The following is a 23758-nucleotide window of genomic DNA, read 5'->3' as shown; positions in this document are numbered from 1 at the left end:
TCACTCGCTGAGGAGTGTCATGAAGAAGTCCACGAAGTTCAGCATCGCGACCGCGCTGGTCGCCATGCTCGCGGCACCGCTGGTGCCCGCCGCTGCATCCGCAGCGCCCTCCCCCTCCGGGCACGGTCACGGCCACGGCGCGTCCCACGGGGGCGGTCACGGTCATGGTCATGGTCATGGCCACGGGCACCACGCTGCGCCCACCAAGTCGGGGCCGACGAGCATCGCCTACGTCGAGGTGAACAACGACGAGCTCGCCAACGTCGGCCGGTACACGCTGGAGAACGGCGCGAACGCGTTCGACGTGGCGATCATCTTCGCCGCGAACATCAACTACGAGGACGGCAAGGCGGTCCTCTACAACAACGAGAACGTGCAGCGCACCCTCGACCAGGCCGCCACGCAGATCCGCCCACTGCAGGCCAAGGGCATCAAGGTGACGCTCTCGGTGCTCGGCAACCACCAGGGCGCCGGCCTCGCGAACTTCCCGACGAAGGCCGCGGCGCGGGACTTCGCGGCGCAGGTCTCCGCGACGGTGAAGAAGTACGGACTCGACGGCGTCGACCTGGACGACGAGTACTCCGACTACGGCGTGAACGGCACCCCGCAGCCGAACCAGCAGTCCATCGGCTGGCTCATCAGTGCCCTCCGTGCCGACATGCCTGGCAAGATCATCTCGTTCTACGACATCGGCCCGTCGTCCGACGCCCTGAAGACGGCGAACCCGTCGATCAGCGGGAAGCTCGACTACGCCTGGAACCCGTACTACGGCACCTACACGGCGCCGACGATCCCGGGGCTGCCGAAGTCGAAGCTGTCCGCCGCCGCGGTCGACATCCAGAACACCCCGCAGGCCACCGCGGTCTCGCTCGCACAGCGCACGAAGGCCGACGGGTACGGCGTCTTCATGACGTACAACCTGCCGGACGGCGACGAGTCTGCGTACGTGTCGTCGTTCACCAAGGTGCTGTACGGACAGGCCGCGTCGTACCGCTGACGCGCTCGTCCTGAGGGCGGCTCGCGCCCCGTGCTCCCCGGCTCCGGCCTGGAGGCACGGGGCGCGTCCGTCGTCCGGGTCCCGCTGGCTCCGGGGAGGCACCAGTTCCTCCTCGTCCGTGACGGTTCCGGTTCGCAGATTCCGGCGATCGTGAACCGGAACCGTCATCCACCGAGAACGAATCCCGATCCGGCGCGCTCGACGCCGCGGCCGTACGATCGCCGCATGGAGCTCGAGTTCCGCGGCGAGGTGATCGAGTGGCGTGGCCCGTCACCGTTCTTCTTCGCCGTCGTGCCGCCGGACGTGGCCGAGGTCATCGCGGACCTCGCGCCGGTGCTCACCTACGGGTGGGGTGTGATCCCGGCACGCGTGACGATCGGCTCGGTGACGTGGACGACGTCGCTGTTCCCGAAGGACGGCGGGTACATCGTGCCGTTGCGTGCGGCGGAGCGGAAGCGTGCCCGGGTGGACCTCGGCGACTCCCCGGAGATCACCCTCGAGTTCGCCGACCCCTGACGTTCGTGCCACTGACCGTCAGTCCTCCACAGGTCCGGCGATCGCGAGACCTTCCCACAGCGACCGCCAGCTGCTCTCGCCGTCACTGTCGGGCTCTTTGCCCCTGGTATGTTGTGCATCTGAAGTATCGGCTCGCGCGAACGGGCTGTGAGGACAGGAGAACGTGATGACGAACTACCTCTTGCGGCTCGAGTGCGTGGCGCAACTCGGGGCAGCGGACGATCGGCGCGCAGCCCTCGCGGCGGACTTCGACACCATCGCGGAAGCACTCTTCGACCTCGACGACGTCCACGACCAGGACCTGACCGCTGACCTGTCGACCGGCACGCTCACCTTCTCGATCGGCGTCGACGCGGACGACGAGTCCGGTGCGCTCGACCGTGCGCTCGGTGCCGTCCGGACCGCGCTGCACGTTGCGGGACGCGGCACTCCCGGTTGGGAGCAGCACTACCGGATGCTGCGGCAGGAAGTCGAAGAAACACCGCTCGGAGCGCTCTAGGGACGACCCGGGAGCGTGGGACCGCTCATCGTCTCAGCTGTGTGCGTCACAACCAGGTGGCGACGCCGCCGTGCCCGGAGCAGGTCCCTCGCCGTGACTGGCTGTAGCTGTACACACCGTCGACACACTGTGCCGTCGCTCCGGCGGGTGCGCTCGAAGCGGCTTCGGGCCGACAGACCGTTGCTCCATCGGAATTGACGTACGTGCCGTTCGAGCACGTCGGAGCTACCGGCGCTGCGGGAGCGACGTAGGTGCCGACCGTCGTCACCTGCGTCACCGGCGGCGTCGTCACGCGTTCGTTCGTCAGGACTCGACCGGACTCCACGCCGTCGGTGTAGGTGACCGTGTAGGTCTTCGTGGTGACGCCCCGCACCCCGGGCGTCGTGACCGTCGTCGTCCCCTGCGCCAGCGTCGAGCTCTGCACTGTCGTGGAGCTGAACGGGATCCGTGAGGTCTCCGTCACCGCCTTGGTCGTGACCATCGGCGTGGGTGTCGGCGACGGTGTCGGAGTGGGCGTCACCGTCACCGTCGGTGTCGGTGTCGGTGTCGGGGACGTCTTCGGCTTCGCGGCCGTCGTCGTGCTCGGGGTCGTCGCGGCGGCGACCTGTGCCGGTGCGTCGGGCAACGGATGGGTCGCACCGTAGGCCGAGGTGGATCCGATCAATGCGGCGAGAGCGATGCCCGCACCGATCGCGGCAGTAGCGCGCTTCCTCGGGATCCGGAGCCACGTCGAGCGCCGGAAGGCAACGGCGTAGAGCGTCGTGGGCAGGATGACGAGCGCGATCATCATCAGCATCCCCCAGACCCCGGTCGACGCGAGGCCGGCGAGTGCGAGGACGGCGGTTCCGACGATGCCGACCCACGTGATGATCGGTACCCGACGACGGGTACGTGGCGAACGCGGGCTTGTGGTCTGGCGGGGGTTCGGCACTGAGCTCCTATGCATGGCGAGGACCGCTCAAGTGTCCTGGAGACAGCTCCACCGCCCCATCCCCAGTTCTGGGTGGTGCCGAGATGCACGGTGCGCACGTGTCCACACTGTGCGGAGTTGATCGCTCGGTGCGCCGGAACGGCCTCGCACAGAGCAACCCAGCGCGCACGGGCCGAACAACAACGCACCGTGCGGCGACGGCAGAAAGGGGACGAAGAGAGGGGATGACGGGAATCGAACCCGCGTAGCCAGTTTGGAAGACTGGGGCTCTACCATTGAGCTACATCCCCGCGCCTGCGCACCAGGCGCAGCCCGACCATCGTAGCGGACGAACGAGCACCGACATGCCGACGCGCGTCATCCCGAAGCCCGACGCCGGTGCCGAGCGCACGATCCGCCGGTCGAGGGTGGTCTCGTACGTGCTGGTGGTCCTCGCCGCCGCGGTCCTCTCCCTGCGCCCCGACCTGTTCGGCGACCCGCAGTCGCAGCCAGTGCACGCCCTGCTGCACGTCTGGCGGATCGTCGTCGGGCTGCTGCTCGCGGTCGCCGCCCTCGGGGTCCAGGTGGCCGTCGGTGTGCGCTGGCGGCGCGGCCTGCGAGGCGCCGCCGACGACGACTGAACAACGTCCGGGAACTGCGCGGCGTCGGACCGCTAGACTCACCGGGGTCGCATGCGCCCTGCGCGTGCGCGGCCGATCCCTGGCACACACCAACGGGGCGTAGCTCAGCTTGGTAGAGCGCCCGCTTTGGGAGCGGGAGGTCGCAGGTTCAAATCCTGTCGCCCCGACCAGGTCCTTCGAGCACCACCGACCACACGAACGTCAACCAACAGGAGAACATCCCTTGGCCACCAGCACCGTCGACAAGGTGAGCGACACCCGCGTCAAGCTCACCGTGAACGTGACGCCGGACGATCTCAAGCCGAGCATCGACCACGCCTACAAGCACATCGCCGAGCAGATCAACATCCCCGGCTTCCGCAAGGGCAAGGTCCCGCCGGCGATCGTCGACCAGCGCGTCGGCCGCGGCGAGGTCCTGAACCACGCCGTCGGTGACGCCATCGACAACTTCTACCGCCAGGCGGTCGAAGAGCAGGAGCTGCGCATCCTCGGCCGTGCCGAGGCCGACGTCGCCGAACTGCCGAACGTCGCGGACTTCACCGGCGACCTCGTCCTCACCTTCGAGGTCGACGTCCGCCCCGAGTTCGACCTGCCGGACTACTCCTCGTACGAGCTCGCCGTCGACGCCGTCGAGGTGTCGGACGACGAGATCGAAGAAGAGCTGCAGAACCTCCGCACCCGCTTCGGCACGCTCGTGACGGTCGACCGTCCGGCGAAGACCGGCGACTTCGCGCAGATCGACCTCACCGCCAGCATCGGCGACGACGAGGTCGACTCGGCCACCGGCGTCTCCTATGAGATCGGCTCCGGCGACCTGCTCGAGGGCATCGACGAGGCGCTCGAGTCCCTGACCGCCGGTGAGTCGACGACCTTCGAGTCGAAGCTCGTCGGTGGCGACCGCGAGGGCGAGACCGCCCAGATCGCCGTCACCGTCACCGCCGTCAAGGAGCGCGAGCTCCCCGAGGCCGACGACGAGTTCGCCCAGATCGCCAGCCAGTTCGACACCATCGACGAGCTCAAGGCGGACCTCAAGGAGCAGATCGCGAAGTCCAAGACCTTCGGTCAGGGCGCCGCGGCTCGCGACAAGCTCGTCGAGAAGCTCACCGAGGACGTCAACATCCCGATCTCGGAGCAGCTCATCGCCGACGAGGTGCACCGTCACCTCGAGCAGGAGAACCGCCTCGAGGACGAGGAGCACCGCAAGGAGGTCTCCGAGTCCAGCGAGACCGCCTTCCGCTCGCAGATCCTCCTCGACGCGATCGCCGAGAAGGAAGAGATCCAGGTCTCGCAGGAGGAACTGACCCAGTACCTCATCCAGGCCGCCGCGCAGTACGGCATGGAGCCGGCCGAGTTCATCAAGGTCATCGACCAGAACGGCCAGATCCCCGGCATGGTCGGCGAGGTCGCCCGCTCGAAGGCGGTCGCGACCGTCCTGTCCAAGGTGACCGTCAAGGACACCAACGGCGACGCCGTCGACCTGTCCGCCTTCACGGCGGGCGTCGCGCAGGAGCCGGCAGGGGCTGCCGAGTAACGATCTCGACGCCACCAGCACGACGGACGGGAGGCACGGTGCCAGTTGGCACCGCGCCTCCCGTCTCGTGTTTTCCGCACCACCGCATTGCTGTCGGCGAACAGACGAGAACTGGTGCGTTGCACCCGATAAGTTCGACAACAAGCGACAACTGAACGGGAGCTTTTCCATGGCCGAAGCAACACTGAACCCCAGTGTTTTTGACCGCCTTCTGAGAGACCGGATCGTGTGGCTCGGCTCCGAGGTCCGCGACGACAACTCGAACGAGATCGCAGCCAAGCTGCTGCTGCTCGCCGCCGAGGACCCTGAGAAGGACATCTACCTCTACATCAACTCGCCCGGTGGTTCGATCACCGCCGGCATGGCGATCTACGACACGATGCAGTTCGTCCCGAACGACATCGTCACCGTGGGCATCGGCCTCGCCGCGTCGATGGGACAGTTCCTGCTGTCCTCCGGCACGCCCGGCAAGCGCTACATCACGCCGAACGCCCGCGTCCTGCTCCACCAGCCGTCCGGTGGCTTCGGCGGCACCGCCGCCGACATCCAGACGCAGGCCAAGGTCATCCTCGACATGAAGCAGCGCATGGCGGAGCTCACGGCCGAGCAGACCGGCAAGTCGATCGAGCAGATCCTCAAGGACAACGACCGCGACAACTGGTTCACGGCGCAGGAAGCGCTCGAGTACGGCTTCGTCGACCACCTCCGCGCCTCGAGCGCCGAGGTCATCGGCGGTGGTGGCACCGTCGGCGACGGCGAGACGCCCACCAGCGCAGCCGAGCCCGACGCCCAGTCCTGATCACCACCGAAGAAAAGGAAACGAGAATGCATCTCCCCATGCTCGGTGGCGCGCAGAACGTCCCGGCTCCGTACAATCGGTACATCCTGCCGAGCTTCGAAGAGCGCACGGCCTACGGCTACAAGCGCCAGGACCCGTACGCCAAGCTCTTCGAGGACCGCATCGTGTTCCTCGGCGTGCAGGTCGACGACGCGTCGGCTGACGACGTCATGGCCCAGCTGCTCGTGCTCGAGTCGATGGACCCCGACCGCGACATCGTGATGTACATCAACTCGCCCGGTGGCTCGTTCACCGCGATGACGGCGATCTACGACACGATGCAGTACATCCGTCCGCAGATCCAGACGGTCTGCCTCGGCCAGGCGGCCTCGGCCGCGTCGGTGCTCCTCGCCGGCGGCACCCCCGGCAAGCGTCTCGCGCTGCCGAACGCCCGTGTGCTGATCCACCAGCCCGCGACCCAGCAGGGTGGCGGTCAGGCGTCCGACATCGAGATCCAGGCGGCGGAGATCCTCCGCATGCGCACCTGGCTCGAGGAGACGCTGTCGAAGCACTCCAACAAGACGCCGGCGGAGATCAACCACGACATCGAGCGCGACAAGATCATGTCGGCGCAGGAAGCCGTGGAGTACGGCCTGATCGACCAGGTCCTCACCAGCCGCAAGAACCTGCCGGCGCTCGTCAAGTAGCACCAGCACGAACGACGAAGGCCCCGCACCGATCGGTGCGGGGCCTTCGTCGTTGCACGGTGGCTAGTCCTCGGTGTCGTCGGACTCCGGGGCCGGCTTGCGGCGCAGGAGCAGCAGCACCGCGACGACCACGCCGACGAGGACGACGCCACCCGCGCCGATCCAGATCGCGTCGGACGCTGCCGAGTCGTTCGACCCCGAGGCCGTCCCGGTGGTGGTGTCCGAGCCGGCGGCGTCGTTGCCCGCGGTGGCGCAGGTCGGGGGCTTCGCGGCTCCCGAGGCCGGGGTGAAGCCCGACGGCGCCTTCCACGTGAAGGGGTACTCGTCGGACACGGTGTGCCCGTCGGCGGAGACGATCTGCCACTCGACGGTGTACCCGCCCGAGTCGCCGAGTGCGGCGGCCGTGGTCATCGACGGCCCCTCGACGTCGACGCAGCCGTCCTCGTAGTACTTCCCGTCGGGGCCGACGATGCGGAACGCGAAGCCCGACCCCGAGTCGCCGATGTCGAGCAGCTTGTCGTTCGTCGTGATGTCGAAGGTCTCCGGCAGCTCGGTCAGGGTGCCGCCGACCTCCGGGTCGGACGAGATCAGGTAGTTGTGCGCGCTGGCCGGACCGGCGAGCCCGAGGACCGCACCACCGGCGATCGCGACGGCCGCGGCGGACCCGGCCACGAGCCTCCAGGCAGAGGACCGTGGCCGGGACCGACGCGAGCCGCGCTGCGTCACTTGGCGGAGCTCCGACGACGCGTGCCGGCGACGGCGACGACCAGGGCGACGGCGCCGAGCACCAGGCCGCCGAGGCCGAGGAACCGGCCGACCAGGTCGGGGTCGCTCGAAGCGTTCGTGCCGGCGGCCTCGGCCGTCGGGGTCGCGGCGACCGGGTCGCCGTCGTCGTCCGTCGCCTCGGCGGCGGTCAGGGTGATCGAGGGTGCCGGGTGCTCGGGCTCGGCTTCGCCGGCCTGCTGCTCCTGGTTCCACTCGACGCTGCCCTTCTCGCAGGTCTGGATCGCGGGGAACTCGACCAGGTCACCGGCCTTGCCGTCCGGCAGCGAGAACGACAGCGCGAAGGTGTCGCGCTCGTCGGCGGGCAGGGGGGTCTTGGCGGTGTAGGTGACGCTGGTGACGCGCTCGGCGGCCGTCTCGGCGTGGTCCTCGTCGGACGCGGAGGCCGAGGGGTCGGTGTAGGGCTCGGTCGCCTTCGTGATCGTCCAGTTCGGGTTCACGGTGGGCGTGACCTCGATGACGGACTCCGGCACCTGGAACTCGATCTTCGTGGTGGGGGAGCCGTCGCAGCCGTGCGGGACCGAGAAGGTCGCCGTGGTGTACGAGTTCGCCGCGGTGGAGGTGGCCGTCGCGGAGACGTGCGCGCTGGCCGACGTGGCGCTCCCGAGGACGATGACTGCTGCGACACCGAGGGTGACGGCGCCGCCGGCGGCGAGACGCTTCTGCATGGGGGTTCCTTCCAGAGGGTTCCTGGCTTGTGGTTCTACAACTTGTAGAGGAGTCGCGATCACCGTAGCAGGCCCGCACGCCCTGGGCGAACGCGCTGGCGGATTCCGGAGGGGCATCGCGGTCGGTGTCACCGGTTGCGGTTAGGCTCGTGTCCACGACGAGGTGCCCACCAGCAGCGGTGCACCAGCGGTGGTGCGACAGCGCGGCCGGCATGTCCAATCAGGGAGGCACGGGAATGGCACGCATCGGAGAGAGCGGCGATCTCCTCAAGTGCTCGTTCTGCGGCAAGAGCCAGAAGCAGGTCCAGCAGCTGATCGCCGGACCCGGCGTCTACATCTGCGACGAGTGCGTCGAGCTCTGCAACGAGATCATCGAGGAACGTCTGGCCGAAGCCGGAGAAGACACCTCGAGCGGTGACTTCGAACTGCCGAAGCCTCGCGAGATCTTCGACTTCCTGCAGGAGTACGTCATCGGGCAGGACCCGGCGAAGCGCGCCCTCGCCGTGGCCGTCTACAACCACTACAAGCGCATCCGGGCGCAGGGGCAGATCACCGCCGCCGAAGACCGCGACGACATCGAGATCGCCAAGTCGAACATCCTGCTCATCGGCCCGACCGGCTGCGGCAAGACGTACCTGGCGCAGACCCTGGCCAAGCGCCTCAACGTGCCGTTCGCCGTCGCGGACGCCACCGCCCTGACCGAGGCCGGCTACGTGGGCGAGGACGTCGAGAACATCCTCCTCAAGCTCATCCAGGCCGCCGACTACGACGTGAAGCGCGCCGAGACGGGCATCATCTACATCGACGAGGTCGACAAGATCGCGCGCAAGGCCGAGAACCCGTCGATCACCCGCGACGTCTCCGGCGAAGGTGTGCAGCAGGCGCTGCTCAAGATCCTCGAGGGCACGGTCGCCTCGGTCCCGCCGCAGGGCGGTCGGAAGCACCCGCACCAGGAGTTCATCCAGATCGACACGACGAACGTGCTGTTCATCGTGGCCGGTGCGTTCGCCGGGCTCGAGGACATCGTGTCCTCGCGGGTCGGCAAGCGCGGGATCGGCTTCGGGGCGCCCCTGCACAGCGCGTCCGACCACCAGGACCTCTACTCCGAGGTGCTGCCGGAAGACCTGCACAAGTTCGGCCTGATCCCCGAGTTCATCGGTCGTCTGCCCGTCGTCACCACGGTGTCGCAGCTCGACCAGGCGGCGCTCATGCAGATCCTGACCGAGCCGAAGAACGCGCTGGTCAAGCAGTACCAGCGGATGTTCCAGATCGACGGCGTCGAGCTCGAGTTCGACCAGGGCGCGCTCGAGGCCATCGCGGACCTCGCGGTGCTGCGCCAGACGGGTGCCCGCGGGCTCCGGGCGATCCTCGAAGAGGTGCTCGGCCCGGTGATGTTCGACGTCCCGTCGGACGACGACGTGGCCCGGGTGGTGATCACCCGCGAGTCCGTGCTCGAGAACGCGGCGCCGACGATCGTGCCGCGGCCCCGGGCGAAGCGCGTCGAGAAGTCGGCGTAGCCTGCTTCGTCGTCCTCAGCGCGAAGGCCCGCACCGTGATCGGTGCGGGCCTTCGTCGTTCGTGCCGTGCGCCGCCTACTCCAGTCCGCGGCGCCGCAGCAACGGGCCGACCTCGGCGTCGCGGCCGCGGAAGTCCCGGTAGGCCTCCAGCGGGTCCTTCGCGCCGCCGACCCCGAGCAGACGCTCGGCGAACCGCTTGCCGGCCGACCGGTCCAGCCCGCCGTTCTCGCGGAACCACTCCACCGTGTCGGCGTCGAGCACCTCCGACCAGATGTACCCGTAGTACCCGGCGTCGTACCCGCCCGAGAACGTGTGCGCGAAGTACGTCGACGAGTACCGCGGCGGTACGGCGTCGACCGCGATGCCGGCGTCGGCCAGGGCGTCTCGCTCGAAGTCCTCGACTGACGTCACGGCGGCGGCTTCGGCGGCGGACAAGCGGTGCCACGCCTGGTCGAGCAGCGCTGCGGCGAGGTACTCGGTCGTGCCGAATCCCTCGTTGAAGCCCTCGGACTCGCTGAGCCCCAGGACGAGCTCCGGCGGCAGGGGAGCCTCGGTCTCGTGGTGCTTCGCGTAGTTCGCCAGGACCGACGGCCACGACACCCACATCTCGTTCACCTGGCTCGGGAACTCGACGAAGTCCCGCTCGACGTTCGTGCCGGAGAACCGCGGGTAGGTGGTCCTGGCGATGAGGCCGTGCAGGGCGTGCCCGAACTCGTGGAAGAGCGTCTCGACCTCGTCCTGGATGAGCAGGGTGGGAGAGCCGGCGGCCGGCTTCGCGACGTTGAGGTTGTTGACCACGACGGGCAGGGTGCCGAGGAGCTCGGACTGCTCGACGACCGGGTTCATCCACGCGCCACCGCGCTTGCCGTCGCGCGTGTAGAGGTCGAGCAGGTACAGCCCCACCGGCTCGCCGTCGTCGCCGGTGACCTCGAAGACCCGGACCTCGTCGTTGTAGCCGTGCAGGTCCGGGCGCTCGGTGAAGTTCAGACCGTACAGGGCGCCGGCGGCGTGGAAGACCCCGTCGTGCAGGACTCGGTCGGCCTCGAAGTACGGGCGGAGCGCGGTGCTGTCCGCGGCGAACTGCTCCCCACGCAGGATCTCGGTGGCGTACGCCCAGTCCCACGACTCGATGTCGAACCCGACCGTGCGGGAACGGACGGCCCGCTCGTCGTCGGCGTTCCGGGCGGCGGCACCGACGAGCGAGGACAGCAGGCCGTCGACGGCCTCGGGGGTCTTCGCGGTCTCGTCTGCGGTGACGACGGCGGCGTGGTTCGGGAACCCGAGCAGTTCGGCACGCTCGGCCCGGAGCCGGACGATGCGGAGCAGGACCTCGCGGTTGTCGTACTGGTTGCCGCGCCTGCCGCGGGCGAGCGACGCGCGCATGATCCGCTCGCGCAGGTCGCGGTTCGCCAGGGACGACAGCCACGGGTGGCCGGTGTAGAGCGGCAGCGTGATGAGCCAGCCGTCCAGCCGACGGTCGGCGGCAGCACCGGCGGCGGCGGACTTCGCACCGTCGTCCAGGCCCTCGAGCTCGTCCTCGCGCGTCACGTGCACGGCGGAGTCGTTGGTGTCCTCGAGCAGGTTCCGCTCGAAGGTCGTCGTGAGGGTCGAGAGCTCCTGGTTGATCGCGGTCAGTCGCTCCTTGCCCGCGTCGTCGAGGCCGGCTCCGGCCAGGGTCATCTCGGCGTGGGTCCGCTCGACCAGCCGCAGCGCCTCACCGGTCAACCCGGCGGCCTCGGCCCCGTCGAGTACCTGCTGCACGCGGGCGTACAGGCGCGAGTCGAGCGTGATCGCGTCGCGGTGGGAGGCGAGGAGCGGCGAGACCTCGGCCTCGAGGTCCTGCAGCTCAGGCGTCGAGTCGGCCGACGACAGCGTGAAGAACACGTGGCTGACACGGGTCAGCAGCTGCCCCGACCGCTCCAGCGCGACCAGGGTGTTCTCGACCGTCGGGGCGTGCGGGTCGGTGGCGATGGCCTCGACCTCGGCGCGCTGCTCGGCCATGCCGGCCTCGAAGGCCGGTCGGTAGTGCTCGAGTCGCACGTCGCCGAAGGGCGGCAGGGCGTAGGGGAGGGTGCTCGGGACGTCGAACGGGGTTGCCATCTGCCCACCCTATGCACGGGTGCTGGAGTCCGTTCCTTCCCATGACACCCGGACTGGGAAGCGGGATCGGGCATACCTGGTCGAAAGAACCGACCCGGTACGCCCGGAACGACCAGGTACGCCCGGATCGGCCCGGCAGACGCACCCGCGCCCGGCGCGACCAACAGACGGACGGGAGGCCCGTGGCGGCATCGCCACGGGCCTCCCGTCCGTCCCGGATCGCGTATCAGCGCATCGCAGCGTCGATCAGGGTCACCGCGGCGCGACGCGCGTGCGCGGCCGGCGCCGTGGTGCCGGCGATGGCCGCGGTGGTCTGCGCGCCCTCGGCGAGCAGCGCGAGCTGGGCCGCGAGCTCCTCGGCACGGACCGGGTCGGCGACGACCTCGGCGGTGTGCTCCTGGATGAACCGCTGGAACGAGTCCTTGTGCTCGCGCGCGATCTCGGCGACCGCGGGCGAGGTCGCACCGAGCTCGCCGAAGGCGTTGATGAACCCGCAGCCGCGGAAGGTGTCGTCGCCGAACCACGACTCCAGGAAGTCGTAGACCGCGAGCAGCTTGTCGCGGGGGCCGGCAGCGGCCTCGACCGCCCCGTGCACGCCCTGCTCCCACATGTCGTGCCGGCCGGCGAGCACCGCGGCGATGAGCTGCTCCTTGCCGGGGAACGCGGCGTACAGCTTCTTCAGTGAGACCCCCGCGCCCGTGCGGATCTCGTCCATCCCCACGGACTGGATCCCGCGCGTGTAGAAGAGCTGGTCGGCGACCTCGACGATGTGTGCTCGGACGTCCGGCTCGATGGTGCTGGTGGCCATGTGTGTACCCCGTTCCCTGAGTGTTCACCATCCCCGACTTGCGTCGGGAACGGGCGTTCTCTACTGTAGTCCACATCGGCAGAGAACGCTCGTTCTCCGCGATACTCAGGGAAGGAACGATCATGGGTGCCATCACCGTCGGAACCGAGAACAGCGTCGACATCGAACTCCACTACGAGGACAAGGGCCAGGGACAGCCGATCGTGCTGATCCACGGCTTCCCCCTCGACGGCAACTCCTGGGAGGGGCAGGTCCCGATGCTCCTCGAGGCCGGGTACCGCGTCATCACGTACGACCGCCGCGGTTTCGGCCAGTCCTCGCAGCCGTCCACCGGCTACGACTACGACACCTTCGCCGACGACCTCAACACGCTCCTTGAGACCCTCGACCTGCGCGACGTGATCCTCGTCGGGTTCTCGATGGGCACCGGCGAGATCGCCCGCTACATCGGCCGCCACGGTGAGGAGCGGATCGCGAAGGTCGCGTTCCTGGCCTCGCTCGAGCCGTTCCTCGCGATCACCGACGACAACCCGGACGGTGCCGGCCCGATGTCGTTCTTCGAGGGCGTCGCCGCCGATGTGGCGAAGGACCGCTACGCGTACTTCACGAACTTCTACCAGGACTTCTTCAACCTGTCGGAGAACCTCGGCAGCCGCATCTCCGAGGAGCAGGTCCGCAACGCCTGGAACATCGCGGCCGGCTCCGGCTCGATCGCGTCGGCCGCGGCGCCCCTGACCTGGCCGACCGACTTCCGCCAGGACATCCCGAAGGTCACCGTCCCCGCCCTGATCGTGCACGGCACGTCGGACAACATCCTGCCCATCGACGCCACCGGCCGCCGCTTCACCCAGGCGCTGCCCGCGGCGAAGTACGTCGAGATCGAGGGCGCCCCGCACGGCCTGCTCACCACGCACACCGCCGAGGTGAACGAGGTCCTCGGCACCTGGCTCGCCGAGTCCTGATCCCTCGGCGATCACGCGGGCGCTCCCCGGTGGGGGCGCCCGCATCGTGAGCAGAAATGGTCGGGTCCCCACCGGGGACCCGACCATTTCTGCACGCCAAACGAACCGCGCGCAGCGCGCCGCGCAGCGCGCGCCCTCGCCTCAGTCCTCTTCGCCCGCGTCGTCCGGGTTGGTGACCTGGGCGTGCCCGAGCGCGTCGAGGTGGATCGAGGTGCCGTCATCGAGCTCGACGATCGGCTTGCCCTCGAGGAACGTCAGGGTCCAGCCCCACGTCCCCGTGTCGACCGACTCCGCCGCGAGCTCGTCCTCGACCTCGCGCACGGCGACGACCATCGCCTCGGGCAGTCGCGCAGGCGGCTCCCCACCCACGTTCCAGCGTGTGCCCAACTGCATCCGTGCCTCCAGTCCGGTGGTTGACGGGCCGGGTCGCCGACGCGACCCGGCCCGGACGACCGACGTTACGCCTGCTGTTCCGCGAGCTCGATCTCGGTGACGGCGAGCTCGTCGCCGTCCACGAACGACAGGTTCTCGATGCGGCCGACGGCCGCCAGGTCGACCGCCGCGCGCTCGATGAGCACCCGCGTCTCGGCGGGCGCCGCGACGACCGCACGCGTCACGGGCGTCTTCTGGGACGCCTTCGCCGCCGTCTTCGCGCCGCGGATCCCGATGAGCGCCTGTCCGACGGCCGCGAGCAGTCCGGTGGGGGCCGCGTCGGTGGGCAGGTCGGCCGCGGTCGGCCAGGAGGCCCGGTGCACGCTGGTGTCGTGGGTCCAGGCCCACACTTCCTCGGTCGCGTACGGGAGGAACGGTGCCAGCAGTCGGAGCAGCACGTCGATCGCGCCGCGCAGCGCCAGCACCGCGCTCGCCTGCGTCTCGTGCGTCGCGTCGGACGCGGTGCCGTAGGCACGCTCCTTCACGAGCTCGAGGTAGTCGTCGCAGAACGTCCAGAAGAAGCGCTCGGTGATCTCGAGGGCACGGGCGTGGTCGAACCCGTCGAACGCCGCGGTGGCCTGCTCGACGACCGCGCCGAGCTCGGCGAGCATGTCGACGTCGAGGGCCTCGGTGACGCTCGACGCGCCCTCGGGCAGCGGGAAGCCGTAGACGAACTTCGCCGCGTTGAGCACCTTGATCGCCAGACGACGGCCGACCTTGATCTGCTTCGGGTTCTGCGGATCGAAGGCCGCGTCGGTGCCGAGCTTGGACGACGCCGCCCAGTAGCGGACCGCGTCGGCGCCGTGCTGCTCGAGGATCGACAGCGGCGTGACGACGTTGCCCTTCGACTTCGACATCTTCTTGCGGTCGGGGTCGACGATGAAGCCGGAGATGGAGGCGTGCTTCCACGGCACCACGTCCGCCTCGAGCTGGCTGCGGAGGACGGTCGTGAAGAGCCACGTGCGGATGATGTCCTGCGCCTGCGGGCGGACGTCGTACGGGTACACCAGCTCGTAGAGCGCTGGGTCGGTCTCCCACTTGCCCGCGAGCTGCGGGGTCAGCGACGAGGTCGCCCAGGTGTCCATGACGTCGAGCTCACCCTGGAACCCGCCGGGCACGCCGCGCTGGTCCTCGGTGAAGCCCGGGGCGGGCTCGGAGGCCGGGTCGACGGGCAGCTGCGCCTCGGTCGGCACGATCGGCTGGTCGAACACCGGGTTGCCGTCGGCGTCGAGCGGGTACCAGACCGGCAGCGGCACACCGAAGAAGCGCTGGCGCGAGATGAGCCAGTCGCCGGACAGGCCACCGACCCAGTTGTCGTAGCGGACGCGCATGAAGTCCGGGTGGAACGCGATCTCCTCGCCGCGCTGGCGGAGCGTGCTCTTCAGCTGCTCGTCGCGGGCACCGTTGACGATGTACCACTGGCGGGTCGACACGATCTCGAGGGGCTTGTCGCCCTTCTCGAAGAACTTCACCGGGTGCTGGATGGTCTTGACGTCACCGATCAGCTCCCCGGACTCGGTCAGGGCGTCGACGACGACCTTCTTGGCCGAGAACACGGTCTTGCCGGCCATCTCGGCGTAGAGCTCCTGGCCCTTTGCCGACTCGATCCAGGCGGGCTCGTCGGAGCGCACGCGGCCGTCGAACCCGATGATCGCGCGGTTCGGCAGCTGCAGCTCGCGCCACCACACGACGTCGGTGGTGTCACCGAAGGTGCAGACCATCGCGATGCCGGCGCCCTTGTCCTTCTGCGCCAGGTGGTGTGCGAGCACCGGGACCTCGACGTCGAACAGGGGGGAGCGGACCGTGGTGCCGAAGAGGTCCTGGAACCGCTCGTCGTCCGGGTGTGCCACCAGGGCGACGCAGGCGGGCAGCAGCTCGGGGCGGGTGGTCTGGATGACGACGTCGTCACCGCCGTCGGTGCGGTGGAAGGCGATGCCGTGGTACGCGCCGGGCATCTCCTTGTCCTCGAGCTCGGCCTGCGCGACCGCGGTGCGGAACGTGACGTCCCACAGGGTCGGGGCGTCGGCCTGGTAGGCCTCGCCGCGCTCGAGGTTGCGCAGGAACGCGCGCTGGGCGCTGGCCCGCGAGGTGTCGCCGATGGTGCGGTACGACTGGGTCCAGTCGACCGACAGGCCGAGCGTGCGGAAGAGCTCCTCGAACTGCTGCTCGTCCTGCACGGTCAGGCGCTCGCACAGCTCGATGAAGTTGCGGCGCGACACCGGCAGCTGGTCGGCGGCCTTCGAGGACTTGCCGTCGCCCCCCTCGAACGGCGGCGTGAAGTCGGGGTCGTACGGCAGGGTCGGGTCGCAGCGGACGCCGTAGTAGTTCTGCACGCGCCGCTCGGTGGGCAGACCGTTGTCGTCCCAGCCCATCGGGTAGAACACGTGCTTGCCGCGCATCCGCTCGAACCGGGCCTTGAGGTCGGTGTGCGTGTACGAGAACACGTGGCCGATGTGCAGCGAGCCGGACGCGGTGGGCGGCGGGGTGTCGATCGACCAGACGGCGTCGCGGTGACCGGCGGCGTCGCGGTCGAAGCGGTAGGTGCCGTCCTGCTCCCAGACGGGCCCCCAGACCTGCTCCAGTCCGTCGACGCTCGGCTTCTCGGGCATGGGCTTGGTCATGGGTGTGCCTTCCGTACGTGTGTGCGGCACCGAGTCCGTGATGAGGTGCCTGAGTGTTCCGCGCCTGACGCGCGGTGCCCCAATCGTAGCGGCCGTGCACGCGTCCGGAGCCGGGTGACCTGGCAGCCCGCGGCCTGCCACCGCCAGCGCCTAGCACACCGAACTGTCGGACACGCCAAGGGCCTGCTAGTCTGTCGGAGTTTGTCCGGCGAACGCAGAGTTCGCAGGAGCTGCAACGTTGCCGTCCGCCGGACGCCCGAAGGAAGCACCGCACCCCGGAGGAACGACTTGGCACCGAACAACGCACCCCACCCGCACGGCGATCGGCCGTTGCGCACGAAGGGCGCTGCGAAGCGCGCTCGTCGCGACCTCACGAAGGACGACGTCACCGTCGTCGAGGAGTCGCTGCTCAAGCGTGCCGTCGCGGCTGCCGCGCTCGGCAACGCCATGGAGTGGTTCGACTTCGGCATCTTCGCCTACCTGACGGTCACCATCTCGCAGGTGTTCCTGCCGCAGGGCGACCCGGCCGCGAACATCGTCGCCACGTTCGGCTTCTTCGCCGCGGCGTTCATCGTGCGCCCGATCGGCGGTGCCGTGTTCGGCCCGATCGGCGACAAGATCGGCCGGCAGAAGGTCCTCGCGCTGACGATGATCCTGATGGCCGCCGGCACGCTGATGATCGGTCTGATCCCGTCGTACGACACGATCGGCTTCTGGGCCCCGGTCCTGCTGCTCGTCGCCCGCTTCGTGCAGGGCTTCTCGACCGGTGGTGAGTACGGCGGCGCCGCGACCTTCATCGCCGAGTACTCGCCCGACAAGCGCCGCGGGTTCATGGGCTCCTGGCTCGAGTTCGGCACCCTCGCCGGCTACGTCCTCGGTGCCTCGATCGTCACCGGCCTGCAGTTCGGCCTCTCCGAGGACGCCCTGCTCAGCTGGGGCTGGCGCATCCCGTTCATCATCGCGGGCCCCCTCGGCCTGATCGGTCTCTACCTGCGCCTCAAGCTCGAGGAGACCCCGGCGTTCCAGAAGCAGCAGGAGCAGGCCGCCGAGCGCGAGGGGCAGAAGACCCCCTTCATCAAGCTCTTCGCCGAGAACTGGCGCTCGCTCATCATCTGCATCGGCCTGGTCCTGGTCTTCAACGTGACCGACTACATGCTGCTGTCGTACATGCCGACCTACCTCGAGCAGAACCTCGGCCAGAACGCCACGTTCGGCCTCATCCTGATCGTCATCGTGATGCTGCTCATGATGGTCGTCATCACCTTCGGTGGCCGACTGTCCGACAGGTTCGGTCGCCGTCCGGTGCTCGCCGCCGGCTGCATCGGCTTCATCCTGCTGTCCTGGCCGGCCCTCAAGCTGGTCCAGACCGGCACCGGCGTCGGCGTCTTCGCCGGGCTGCTGATCCTCGGCGTCGTGCTGGTCACGTTCACCTCGACCATGCCCTCGACGCTGCCCGCGCTGTTCCCGACGATCATCCGCTACGGCGCCCTGGCGATCGCGTTCAACGTCTCGGTGTCGCTCTTCGGTGGGACCACCCCGCTCGCGACCGCCGCGCTCATCAACGCCGCGAAGGACGCCGGGTACGGCTGGGCCGAGGACATCCCCGCGTTCTACCTGATGCTCGCCGCCGTGATCGGCCTGGTCGCGGTGTACTTCACCAAGGAGACCGCCGCGAGCCCGCTCATGGGTTCCGGCCCGACGGTCGGCTCCGAGGACGAGGTCGCCGGCGTCATCGAGGACTACAACGACCCGACGTCGGAGCTCGCGCAGTCCGACTGGGCGAAGGAGTTCTCGACGAGCGAGATCCCAATCATCTCGGCCGACGCCGCCCAGAAGGAGCCGTCCGGCTCCTGACCACGCGGCCGCCCCGCGGCAACCCCGGCCTGGAGGCCCGGTGCACGTCCGCAACGGACGCGCGCCGGGCCTCCTGTCAGTTCTCGAGCTGTGGCTGCGTTTCGCGCGCAGCGACAGTTCACGGGCGCGAGCGCGCGTGGACTGTCGCTCAGCCCGTGAGGTCGGCCGCCGCGTCGACGGCGGGCCCGGCGGCCAGCCGCTCCGCGGCGTGCAGCAGCCGCGCGGTCACCGGGTGGGCCGGGCGCGCGAAGACCTCGGCGGCGGGGCCGTGCTCGACGACCGCGCCCCGGTGCACGACGAGCACCTCGTCGGCCATCCGCCGGACCGCCCGGAGGTCGTGCGACACGAACACCATCGCCACCCCGGTCTCGTCGCGGAGCCGTTCGAGCAGCCGCAGCACCGCGTCCTGCACCGTGGCGTCGAGGGCGGTCACGGGTTCGTCGAGCACGATCACCTCGGGGTCGGTCGCCAGCGCGCGGGCGATCGCGAGCCGTTGCCGTTGTCCGCCGGACAGGGTGCGCGGGGAACGCGAGCGGAGCGCCGGGTCGAGGTCGACCTGCCGGAGCGCCGCGTCGACCCGGCCACCGAGCGCACCGCGTGCCCGCCGTTCGTCACCGCGCGAGAACGCGTCGGCGAGGACCCGCTCGACGTTCCACCGCTCGTCGAACGTCGCGCCGGAGTCCTGCACGACGGCCGACACCCGGTGCCGTCGGGGGCGTCGATCGCGCTCGGGCAGCGGGACCCAGGGCTCGCCGTCGAGCGTGACCGTGCCGGCGTCGGGCGTCTCGAGCCCGAGGAGCATCCGCGCCAGGGTCGTCTTGCCCGACCCCGAGGCGCCGATCACCCCGAGCACCCGGCCGCGCTCGAGTCCGAACGACACGTCGTCGACCGCGAGCACTCCGTCGTAGCCGCGTGAGAGTCCGTGCGCCGCGAGCACGTCGCCCCTCGCACCGTGCGAGGTCGCGCGCTCGGTGCCGCGGTCGCTGATCGGCGCACGGTGCGCAGTCTCGCGGTCGGTGCGAGGTTGGCCGCTCGGTGCATCGTCAGAGGACTGCACGGAGCCATCGACCTCGCACCGATCGGCAAGATCGGCACCGTGCGGTGGCTCCGGCGCAGCCGCGGCAGCACCGGCCGCGCGCACCAGCGCCTGCGTCGCGGGGTGCTGCGGCGCGGCGAAGACCTCGGCGACCGCGCCCTGCTCGACGATCCGGCCCTCGTGCACGACGGCGACCCGGTCGGCCCATCCCGCGACGAGCCCGAGGTCATGCGTGATGACGAGCAGTCCGGCACCCCGTGTCTGCGCCGCCCGCAGCTGCTCCATGACGGTGACGGCGACCCCGGCGTCGAGCGCCGTCGTCGGCTCGTCGGCGACCAGCAGTGCGGGGGAGCCGACGGTCGCCGCGGCGATGAGGGCGCGCTGCCGCATCCCGCCCGACAGTGTGCCGGCGAGCCGACCGTCGGTCGCGATGTCCGGGTCGAGGCCCACCGCGGCGAGGACATCACGCACGGCGTCCACGCGCTCGGCCGCACCCATCCCGGTGTGCAGGCGGAGGGTGTCGGCGACCTCGCGCCCGACGGGGCGCAACGGGTCCAACGCGCCCAGGGCCTCCTGGCCGACGTAGCCGATCCGCGATCCCCGCAGCCGACGCCACCGCCGGTCCGGGTACCCGCGGACGTCGACCCCGTCGACCTCGAACGCGTCGGCGTGCACGGCGGCGCCGGGCGCGGACAGGCCCAGCACGGCACGGGCGGTGACGGTCTTGCCGGAGCCGGAGGCACCGACCAGGGCGACGCACTCACCGGCATCGACGCGCAGGTCGACCCCGTGCACGATCGCGGTGCCGCCGATGGCGACGGTGAGCCCGCGGACGTCGAGGACGGCGCTCACCGGGCCGCTCCCGTCCGTCGGATCGCCCGACCGAGCACGGTGACGGCGGTCGCGAGCACCACGATCGCGAGCCCGGGGAACGTGCTCATCCAGGGCGCGGTCTGCAGGTACGTACGGCCGTCGGCGAGCATCGCGCCCCACTCCGGTGCGGGCGGTGGTGTGCCGACGCCGAGGTAGCTCAGGGCCGACGCCCACACGACGGCCTGCCCGACCCCCAGCGTGGCGACGGCGACGACGGGCCAGAGCGCCGTCGGCAGCACGTGCCGGACGACGGTCCGGGCGGGGGAGCGGCCGAGCAGCACCGCGGTCTCGACCACCTGCGAACTCCGTGCGGCCCGGACCAGGCCGCGCACGATCCGGGCGTACCCGGGAGCGGTGGCGAACCCGACGGCGAGCACCGCGGGCACCGGACCCGGGCCGGTCACGGCGATCACGACCAGGGCCACGAGCAGCAGCGGCAGGGCGAACGCGACCTCGGTGACGCGGCCGATGACGGCGTCGAGCAGGCGTCCGAGTCGTCCGGCCCCGGCACCGAGCCCGGCCACGACGCCGAGCAGGACGCCCACGCCGCCGCCGATCAGGGTCGCGGCGACGCCCACGACGAGCGACGCGCGGGTCCCCGCGACCACCCGTGCCAGGACGTCGCGGCCGGACTCGTCGGTGCCGAACGGGTGCGCGCCGCTCGGGGCGAGCAGGGCCTCGGCCGGGTGGACCGCGAGCGGGTCGCCCCCGCCGAGCAGGGCGGGCCAGGCCGCCGCGACCACGGCGACCAGGACGACCACCCCCGCGGCGATGCCGCCGACGCCGAGCGTCCCCCCACGGACTCGCTCGGTGCCGGCGGTGGTCTGGTCGCCGGGTGCTCCGGTCGGGTGACCGGGTGCTCCGGTCTGGAGGCCCGGGTCGGCGATCCCGCTCACCGTGCGCCCGCCGGTCGGCCGGGTCCACGGCGTCGCTCGCTGCCGCCTCGCGCGGTGCCGGTCCGCGCGCCGCTGCCCGCTGACGTGCGCGGGTCGACGACGCGCTCCACGAGGTCGGCGACTGCCAGCACGACGACGTACGCGGCCGCCGACACCATCGCGATGCCGGCGACGAGCGGCATGTCCCGCTGGGTGACGGCGGTCACCAGTGCACGGCCGATCCCGGGCAGGGCGAACACCGACTCGACGACCACGGCTCCGGAGACGAGCGACCCGAACGCCCAGGCGGACAGCGCGATCCCGGGCAGGGCGGCGTGCCGGAGCAGGTGCCGTCCGAACAGGCCCAGGCGGGTCTCGCCCCGACCGCGGGCGGCGAGGGCGAAGGCCGAGCGCTGTGCGTCCACGACCCCGTCGCGCACGGTCTCGGCGAGGTACCCGGCGACCGGGACGGCCACGGTCAGCACCGGCAGGACCCATCCCCGGACGGTGCCGTCGCTGACCGCCGGCACCCATCCCAGGGCACTGGCGAACACGACGATGAGCACGCTGCCGAGCCAGAAGTGCGGCATCACGCTCGCGGTGACGCTCAGGGCGCTGGTGAGCCCGGCGGCGACGCGGCCGCGCTGCGTCGATGCCCACGCGGCGACGATCGCCAGCACCCAGGCGACGACGAGTCCGGCGACCGCGAGCGTCAGCGTGACGGGCAGCTGCTGGGCGAGGAGCGTCGCGACCGGGGTGCGGAAGGCGTACGAGTCGCCGAGCTGCCCCGTCGCCAGACGTCCGAGGAACACCGCGTACTGCACCAGCACCGGCTGGTCGAGGCCGTACTCGTGGCGGACCTGGGCGACGGCCTCGGCCGAGGCCTGCGAGCCCGGGCCGCCGAGGATCGCGAGCGCCGGGTCACCGGGGATGAGCCGGATCGCGACGAAGACGATCGTCGCGACGGCCCAGAGCACGCCGATGCCGCCGGCGAGCCGCCGGACGGCCCACCAGACCCATCGCATCCGGGTCAGCGGTCGATCCAGGCGGTGCCGAACCAGGGCGTCGAGACCGGGGTCCTCCGGATGCCGTGCACGGCCGAGCGCACCAGGAAGTGGTTCTGCTGGTCGTAGAGCGGCAGCACGGTGTCGCTCGCCAGGATCACCTTCTGGGCCTGTTCGTACAGGTCGGCGCGCTGGTCGGCGTCCGAGGTGCCGGCGGCCTGTTCGAGCAGCCGGTCGAGGGCCGGGTCGTCGAGCTGGGCCAGGTTCGCGAAGTAGCCGGACGGTGCCGGTTCGATGCTCGCGCTGTCGTACAGGATGCGCAGGACGTCGGGGCCGACCTTGGTGTACGGGGCGCTGACGACGTCGTACTCGTTCGCGGCGAGGGCCGCGTACCAGCTGGAGAGGTCGAGCTCGTCGAGCACCACCTTGAACCCGACGGCCTTCTCGGACGCCTGGATCTGCTGGAACAGGCTGCGCTCGGCCGGCACCGACTGGTTCGTCGAGACGGGGAACGTCACGGTGAGCTGCTGGCCGTCCTTCTCGCGGATGCCGTCCGAGCCGACCTTCCACCCGGCATCGTCCAGGAGCTGCTTCGCCTTGGTGGGGGAGTAGTCGAACCGGCTCTTCTCCGAGTACGCGAGCGGCTCAGCGCTCGAGAGCGCCGAGTACGAGCGCTTCGCGGTGCCGAGGAACAGCGACTGCAGGCCGGGGTCGATCTCGGCGCCGGCGATGAAGGCCTGGCGCACCGCCTGGTCGCGGAACACGCCGTGACCGGAGTTCAGCTCGAGCCGGTTCGACGCACCGGGACGCGGGGCGTCCAGGTCGCGGATCGTGCCCTTCGCCGACGCGGCCTTGAGCTGGTCGGGCTGGGCGTTGTCGATGACGTCGACCTGACCCGACTGCAGCGCGGCGTAGCGCGACGTCGAGTCCGGCAGGAACCGCCACGTGATGCCGGACAGGCGCGGCTTCGTCGTTCCCCAGTAGTCGGGGTTCTTCGTCAGGGTGACGCGGTCGCCGTGCTTCCAGCCGGTGACCTCGAAGGGGCCGGTGCCGACGGGGGACTCGCAGTTCGTCGCCTGCTTCCGTTCGAGCGCCTTCGGGGACTCCATGCCCACCCAGGGCTGCGAGAAGGACTCGAGCAGCGCGCTGTCCGGCCGGCTCAGCGTCAGCGTGACGGTGTGCTCGTCGGTGGCGGTCGCCTTCGTGATGGACTGCAGCGCCAGGTAGCCGGTGCTCGAAGCGGTGGCCGGGTCCTGCACGTGCGCGATGTTCGCCACGACCGCGGCGGCGTCGAACGGGGTGCCGTCGGTGAACGAGACGTCGTCACGCAGGGTGAACGTCAGGGTCTTCCCGTCGTCGCTCGTGGTCCACTTCGTCGCGAGTTCGGGTGTCGGCTTGCCGTCCTCGAGCCCGACGAGCTCCTCGATGTACTGCGTCGCCAGGAGCGCCTGCGGGTAGTTGCCGCCGACGTGCGGGTCCAGGCAGGTCGGTTCGGCGTCACCGGAGGCGTAGGTGAGCGTGCCGCCCGCGACCGGGGTGCTGCTCCCGGTGCTCGTGCCCGGTCCGCTGCAGGCAGCCAGGGTGAGCAGGACCGCCGAGGCGCCCGCGACTGCGGCGAGGGTTTTCTGTACTGAGTCCAAGATCAT

The 23758-nt window shown here is 70.3% G+C and carries 21 protein-coding genes and 2 tRNA genes; 11 read left to right on the top strand and 12 right to left on the bottom strand.

What is annotated here, in order from left to right:
* Positions 1 to 19 precede the first annotated feature (19 nt).
* The 3 genes from KK097_RS03215 to KK097_RS03205 all read left to right on the top strand — a co-directional run bounded on the left by KK097_RS03215 (position 20) and on the right by KK097_RS03205 (position 2012).
* A complete protein-coding gene (locus tag KK097_RS03215) occupies positions 20 to 997 on the top strand; it encodes an endo-beta-N-acetylglucosaminidase H (RefSeq protein ID WP_214543668.1) in 978 nt (325 codons plus the stop codon).
* A 225-nt stretch (positions 998 to 1222) separates the two neighbouring features.
* Positions 1223 to 1513: a DUF1905 domain-containing protein gene (locus KK097_RS03210; protein WP_214543667.1), complete on the top strand. Its 291-nt coding sequence runs from the start codon at positions 1223 to 1225 to the stop codon at positions 1511 to 1513.
* A 166-nt stretch (positions 1514 to 1679) separates the two neighbouring features.
* Entirely contained in the window at positions 1680 to 2012 is a 333-nt protein-coding gene (locus KK097_RS03205; RefSeq protein ID WP_214543666.1) for a hypothetical protein, read from the top strand.
* Between the two features lie 46 nt (positions 2013 to 2058).
* On the opposite strand, the gene KK097_RS18565 is transcribed toward KK097_RS03205, so the two are convergent.
* Together KK097_RS18565 and KK097_RS03195 are read right to left on the bottom strand one after the other, a co-directional pair.
* The gene (locus tag KK097_RS18565) at positions 2059 to 2943 is read right to left on the bottom strand and encodes a G5 domain-containing protein (protein ID WP_307858327.1); all 885 of its coding nucleotides are present in this window, start codon (positions 2941 to 2943) and stop codon (positions 2059 to 2061) included.
* A gap of 219 nt (positions 2944 to 3162) precedes the next feature.
* Positions 3163 to 3233, bottom strand: a tRNA-Gly gene (locus KK097_RS03195).
* 54 nt (positions 3234 to 3287) lie between these two features.
* Here KK097_RS03195 and KK097_RS03190 point away from each other — a divergent pair.
* From KK097_RS03190 to KK097_RS03170, 5 genes are all read left to right on the top strand, one after another.
* Positions 3288 to 3563 carry a hypothetical protein gene (locus KK097_RS03190; RefSeq protein ID WP_214543665.1) on the top strand — a complete coding sequence of 92 codons (276 nt, stop codon included), beginning with the start codon at positions 3288 to 3290 and terminating at the stop codon, positions 3561 to 3563.
* Between the two features lie 93 nt (positions 3564 to 3656).
* A tRNA-Pro gene (locus KK097_RS03185) sits at positions 3657 to 3733 on the top strand.
* 53 nt (positions 3734 to 3786) lie between these two features.
* The gene (gene tig / locus KK097_RS03180; protein ID WP_214543664.1) at positions 3787 to 5094 is read left to right on the top strand and encodes a trigger factor; all 1308 of its coding nucleotides are present in this window, start codon (positions 3787 to 3789) and stop codon (positions 5092 to 5094) included.
* A 169-nt stretch (positions 5095 to 5263) separates the two neighbouring features.
* Positions 5264 to 5893, top strand: coding sequence for an ATP-dependent Clp protease proteolytic subunit (locus KK097_RS03175; RefSeq protein ID WP_182064839.1), 630 nt, complete (start codon positions 5264 to 5266; stop codon positions 5891 to 5893).
* Positions 5894 to 5919: 26 nt separating this feature from the next.
* Positions 5920 to 6579 (top strand): ATP-dependent Clp protease proteolytic subunit, encoded by a 660-nt coding sequence (locus tag KK097_RS03170; RefSeq protein WP_250896391.1) that lies wholly within the window; start codon positions 5920 to 5922, stop codon positions 6577 to 6579.
* Between the two features lie 63 nt (positions 6580 to 6642).
* Here KK097_RS03170 and KK097_RS03165 read toward each other — a convergent pair whose 3' ends face one another.
* Together KK097_RS03165 and KK097_RS03160 are read right to left on the bottom strand one after the other, a co-directional pair.
* On the bottom strand, positions 6643 to 7251 hold the full coding sequence (locus KK097_RS03165; RefSeq protein WP_214543663.1) for a copper resistance CopC family protein: 609 nt from the start codon (positions 7249 to 7251) through the stop codon (positions 6643 to 6645).
* Between the two features lie 50 nt (positions 7252 to 7301).
* Positions 7302 to 8030, bottom strand: coding sequence for a YcnI family copper-binding membrane protein (locus tag KK097_RS03160; protein WP_214530437.1), 729 nt, complete (start codon positions 8028 to 8030; stop codon positions 7302 to 7304).
* Between the two features lie 236 nt (positions 8031 to 8266).
* Here KK097_RS03160 and clpX point away from each other — a divergent pair, with 236 nt between their 5' ends.
* On the top strand, positions 8267 to 9547 hold the full coding sequence (gene clpX, locus KK097_RS03155) for an ATP-dependent Clp protease ATP-binding subunit ClpX (protein WP_111224128.1): 1281 nt from the start codon (positions 8267 to 8269) through the stop codon (positions 9545 to 9547).
* Positions 9548 to 9622: 75 nt separating this feature from the next.
* On the opposite strand, the gene KK097_RS03150 is transcribed toward clpX, so the two are convergent.
* On the bottom strand, positions 9623 to 11647 hold the full coding sequence (locus KK097_RS03150) for a M3 family metallopeptidase (RefSeq protein ID WP_214543662.1): 2025 nt from the start codon (positions 11645 to 11647) through the stop codon (positions 9623 to 9625).
* A gap of 226 nt (positions 11648 to 11873) precedes the next feature.
* Positions 11874 to 12455 (bottom strand): TetR/AcrR family transcriptional regulator, encoded by a 582-nt coding sequence (locus tag KK097_RS03145; protein ID WP_214543661.1) that lies wholly within the window; start codon positions 12453 to 12455, stop codon positions 11874 to 11876.
* 122 nt (positions 12456 to 12577) lie between these two features.
* Here KK097_RS03145 and KK097_RS03140 point away from each other — a divergent pair, with 122 nt between their 5' ends.
* Entirely contained in the window at positions 12578 to 13417 is an 840-nt protein-coding gene (locus KK097_RS03140) for an alpha/beta fold hydrolase (RefSeq protein ID WP_214530440.1), read from the top strand.
* Positions 13418 to 13558: 141 nt separating this feature from the next.
* On the opposite strand, the gene KK097_RS03135 is transcribed toward KK097_RS03140, so the two are convergent.
* Together KK097_RS03135 and valS are read right to left on the bottom strand one after the other, a co-directional pair.
* Positions 13559 to 13810, bottom strand: coding sequence for a hypothetical protein (locus KK097_RS03135; protein WP_214530441.1), 252 nt, complete (start codon positions 13808 to 13810; stop codon positions 13559 to 13561).
* A 65-nt stretch (positions 13811 to 13875) separates the two neighbouring features.
* Entirely contained in the window at positions 13876 to 16470 is a 2595-nt protein-coding gene (gene valS / locus KK097_RS03130; protein ID WP_250896390.1) for a valine--tRNA ligase, read from the bottom strand.
* 288 nt (positions 16471 to 16758) lie between these two features.
* Here valS and proP point away from each other — a divergent pair, with 288 nt between their 5' ends.
* Complete coding sequence (gene proP, locus KK097_RS03125; protein WP_250896389.1) at positions 16759 to 18324, top strand: glycine betaine/L-proline transporter ProP; 1566 nt, start codon at positions 16759 to 16761, stop codon at positions 18322 to 18324.
* 148 nt (positions 18325 to 18472) lie between these two features.
* On the opposite strand, the gene KK097_RS03120 is transcribed toward proP, so the two are convergent.
* Genes KK097_RS03120 through KK097_RS03105 form a run of 4 tightly spaced genes read right to left on the bottom strand, consistent with a single transcriptional unit; the run spans position 18473 to position 23758 of the window.
* Positions 18473 to 20212, bottom strand: a complete 1740-nt coding sequence (locus tag KK097_RS03120; RefSeq protein ID WP_214543660.1) for an ATP-binding cassette domain-containing protein — start codon at positions 20210 to 20212, stop codon at positions 18473 to 18475.
* Entirely contained in the window at positions 20209 to 21129 is a 921-nt protein-coding gene (locus KK097_RS03115) for an ABC transporter permease (RefSeq protein WP_214543659.1), read from the bottom strand. Before KK097_RS03115 ends, KK097_RS03120 begins: the two co-directional genes overlap by 4 nt.
* The gene (locus KK097_RS03110; protein WP_214543658.1) at positions 21126 to 22133 is read right to left on the bottom strand and encodes an ABC transporter permease; all 1008 of its coding nucleotides are present in this window, start codon (positions 22131 to 22133) and stop codon (positions 21126 to 21128) included. Before KK097_RS03110 ends, KK097_RS03115 begins: the two co-directional genes overlap by 4 nt.
* Before the next feature lie 5 nt (positions 22134 to 22138).
* On the bottom strand, positions 22139 to 23758 hold the full coding sequence (locus KK097_RS03105; protein WP_214543657.1) for an ABC transporter substrate-binding protein: 1620 nt from the start codon (positions 23756 to 23758) through the stop codon (positions 22139 to 22141).

Source organism: Curtobacterium flaccumfaciens (assembly GCF_018598405.1).
Classification (GTDB): Bacteria; Actinomycetota; Actinomycetes; order Actinomycetales; family Microbacteriaceae; genus Curtobacterium; species Curtobacterium aurantiacum.
Note: the sequence above shows the minus strand (reverse complement) of the source record. Positions and strands in the feature narration are given on the sequence as shown.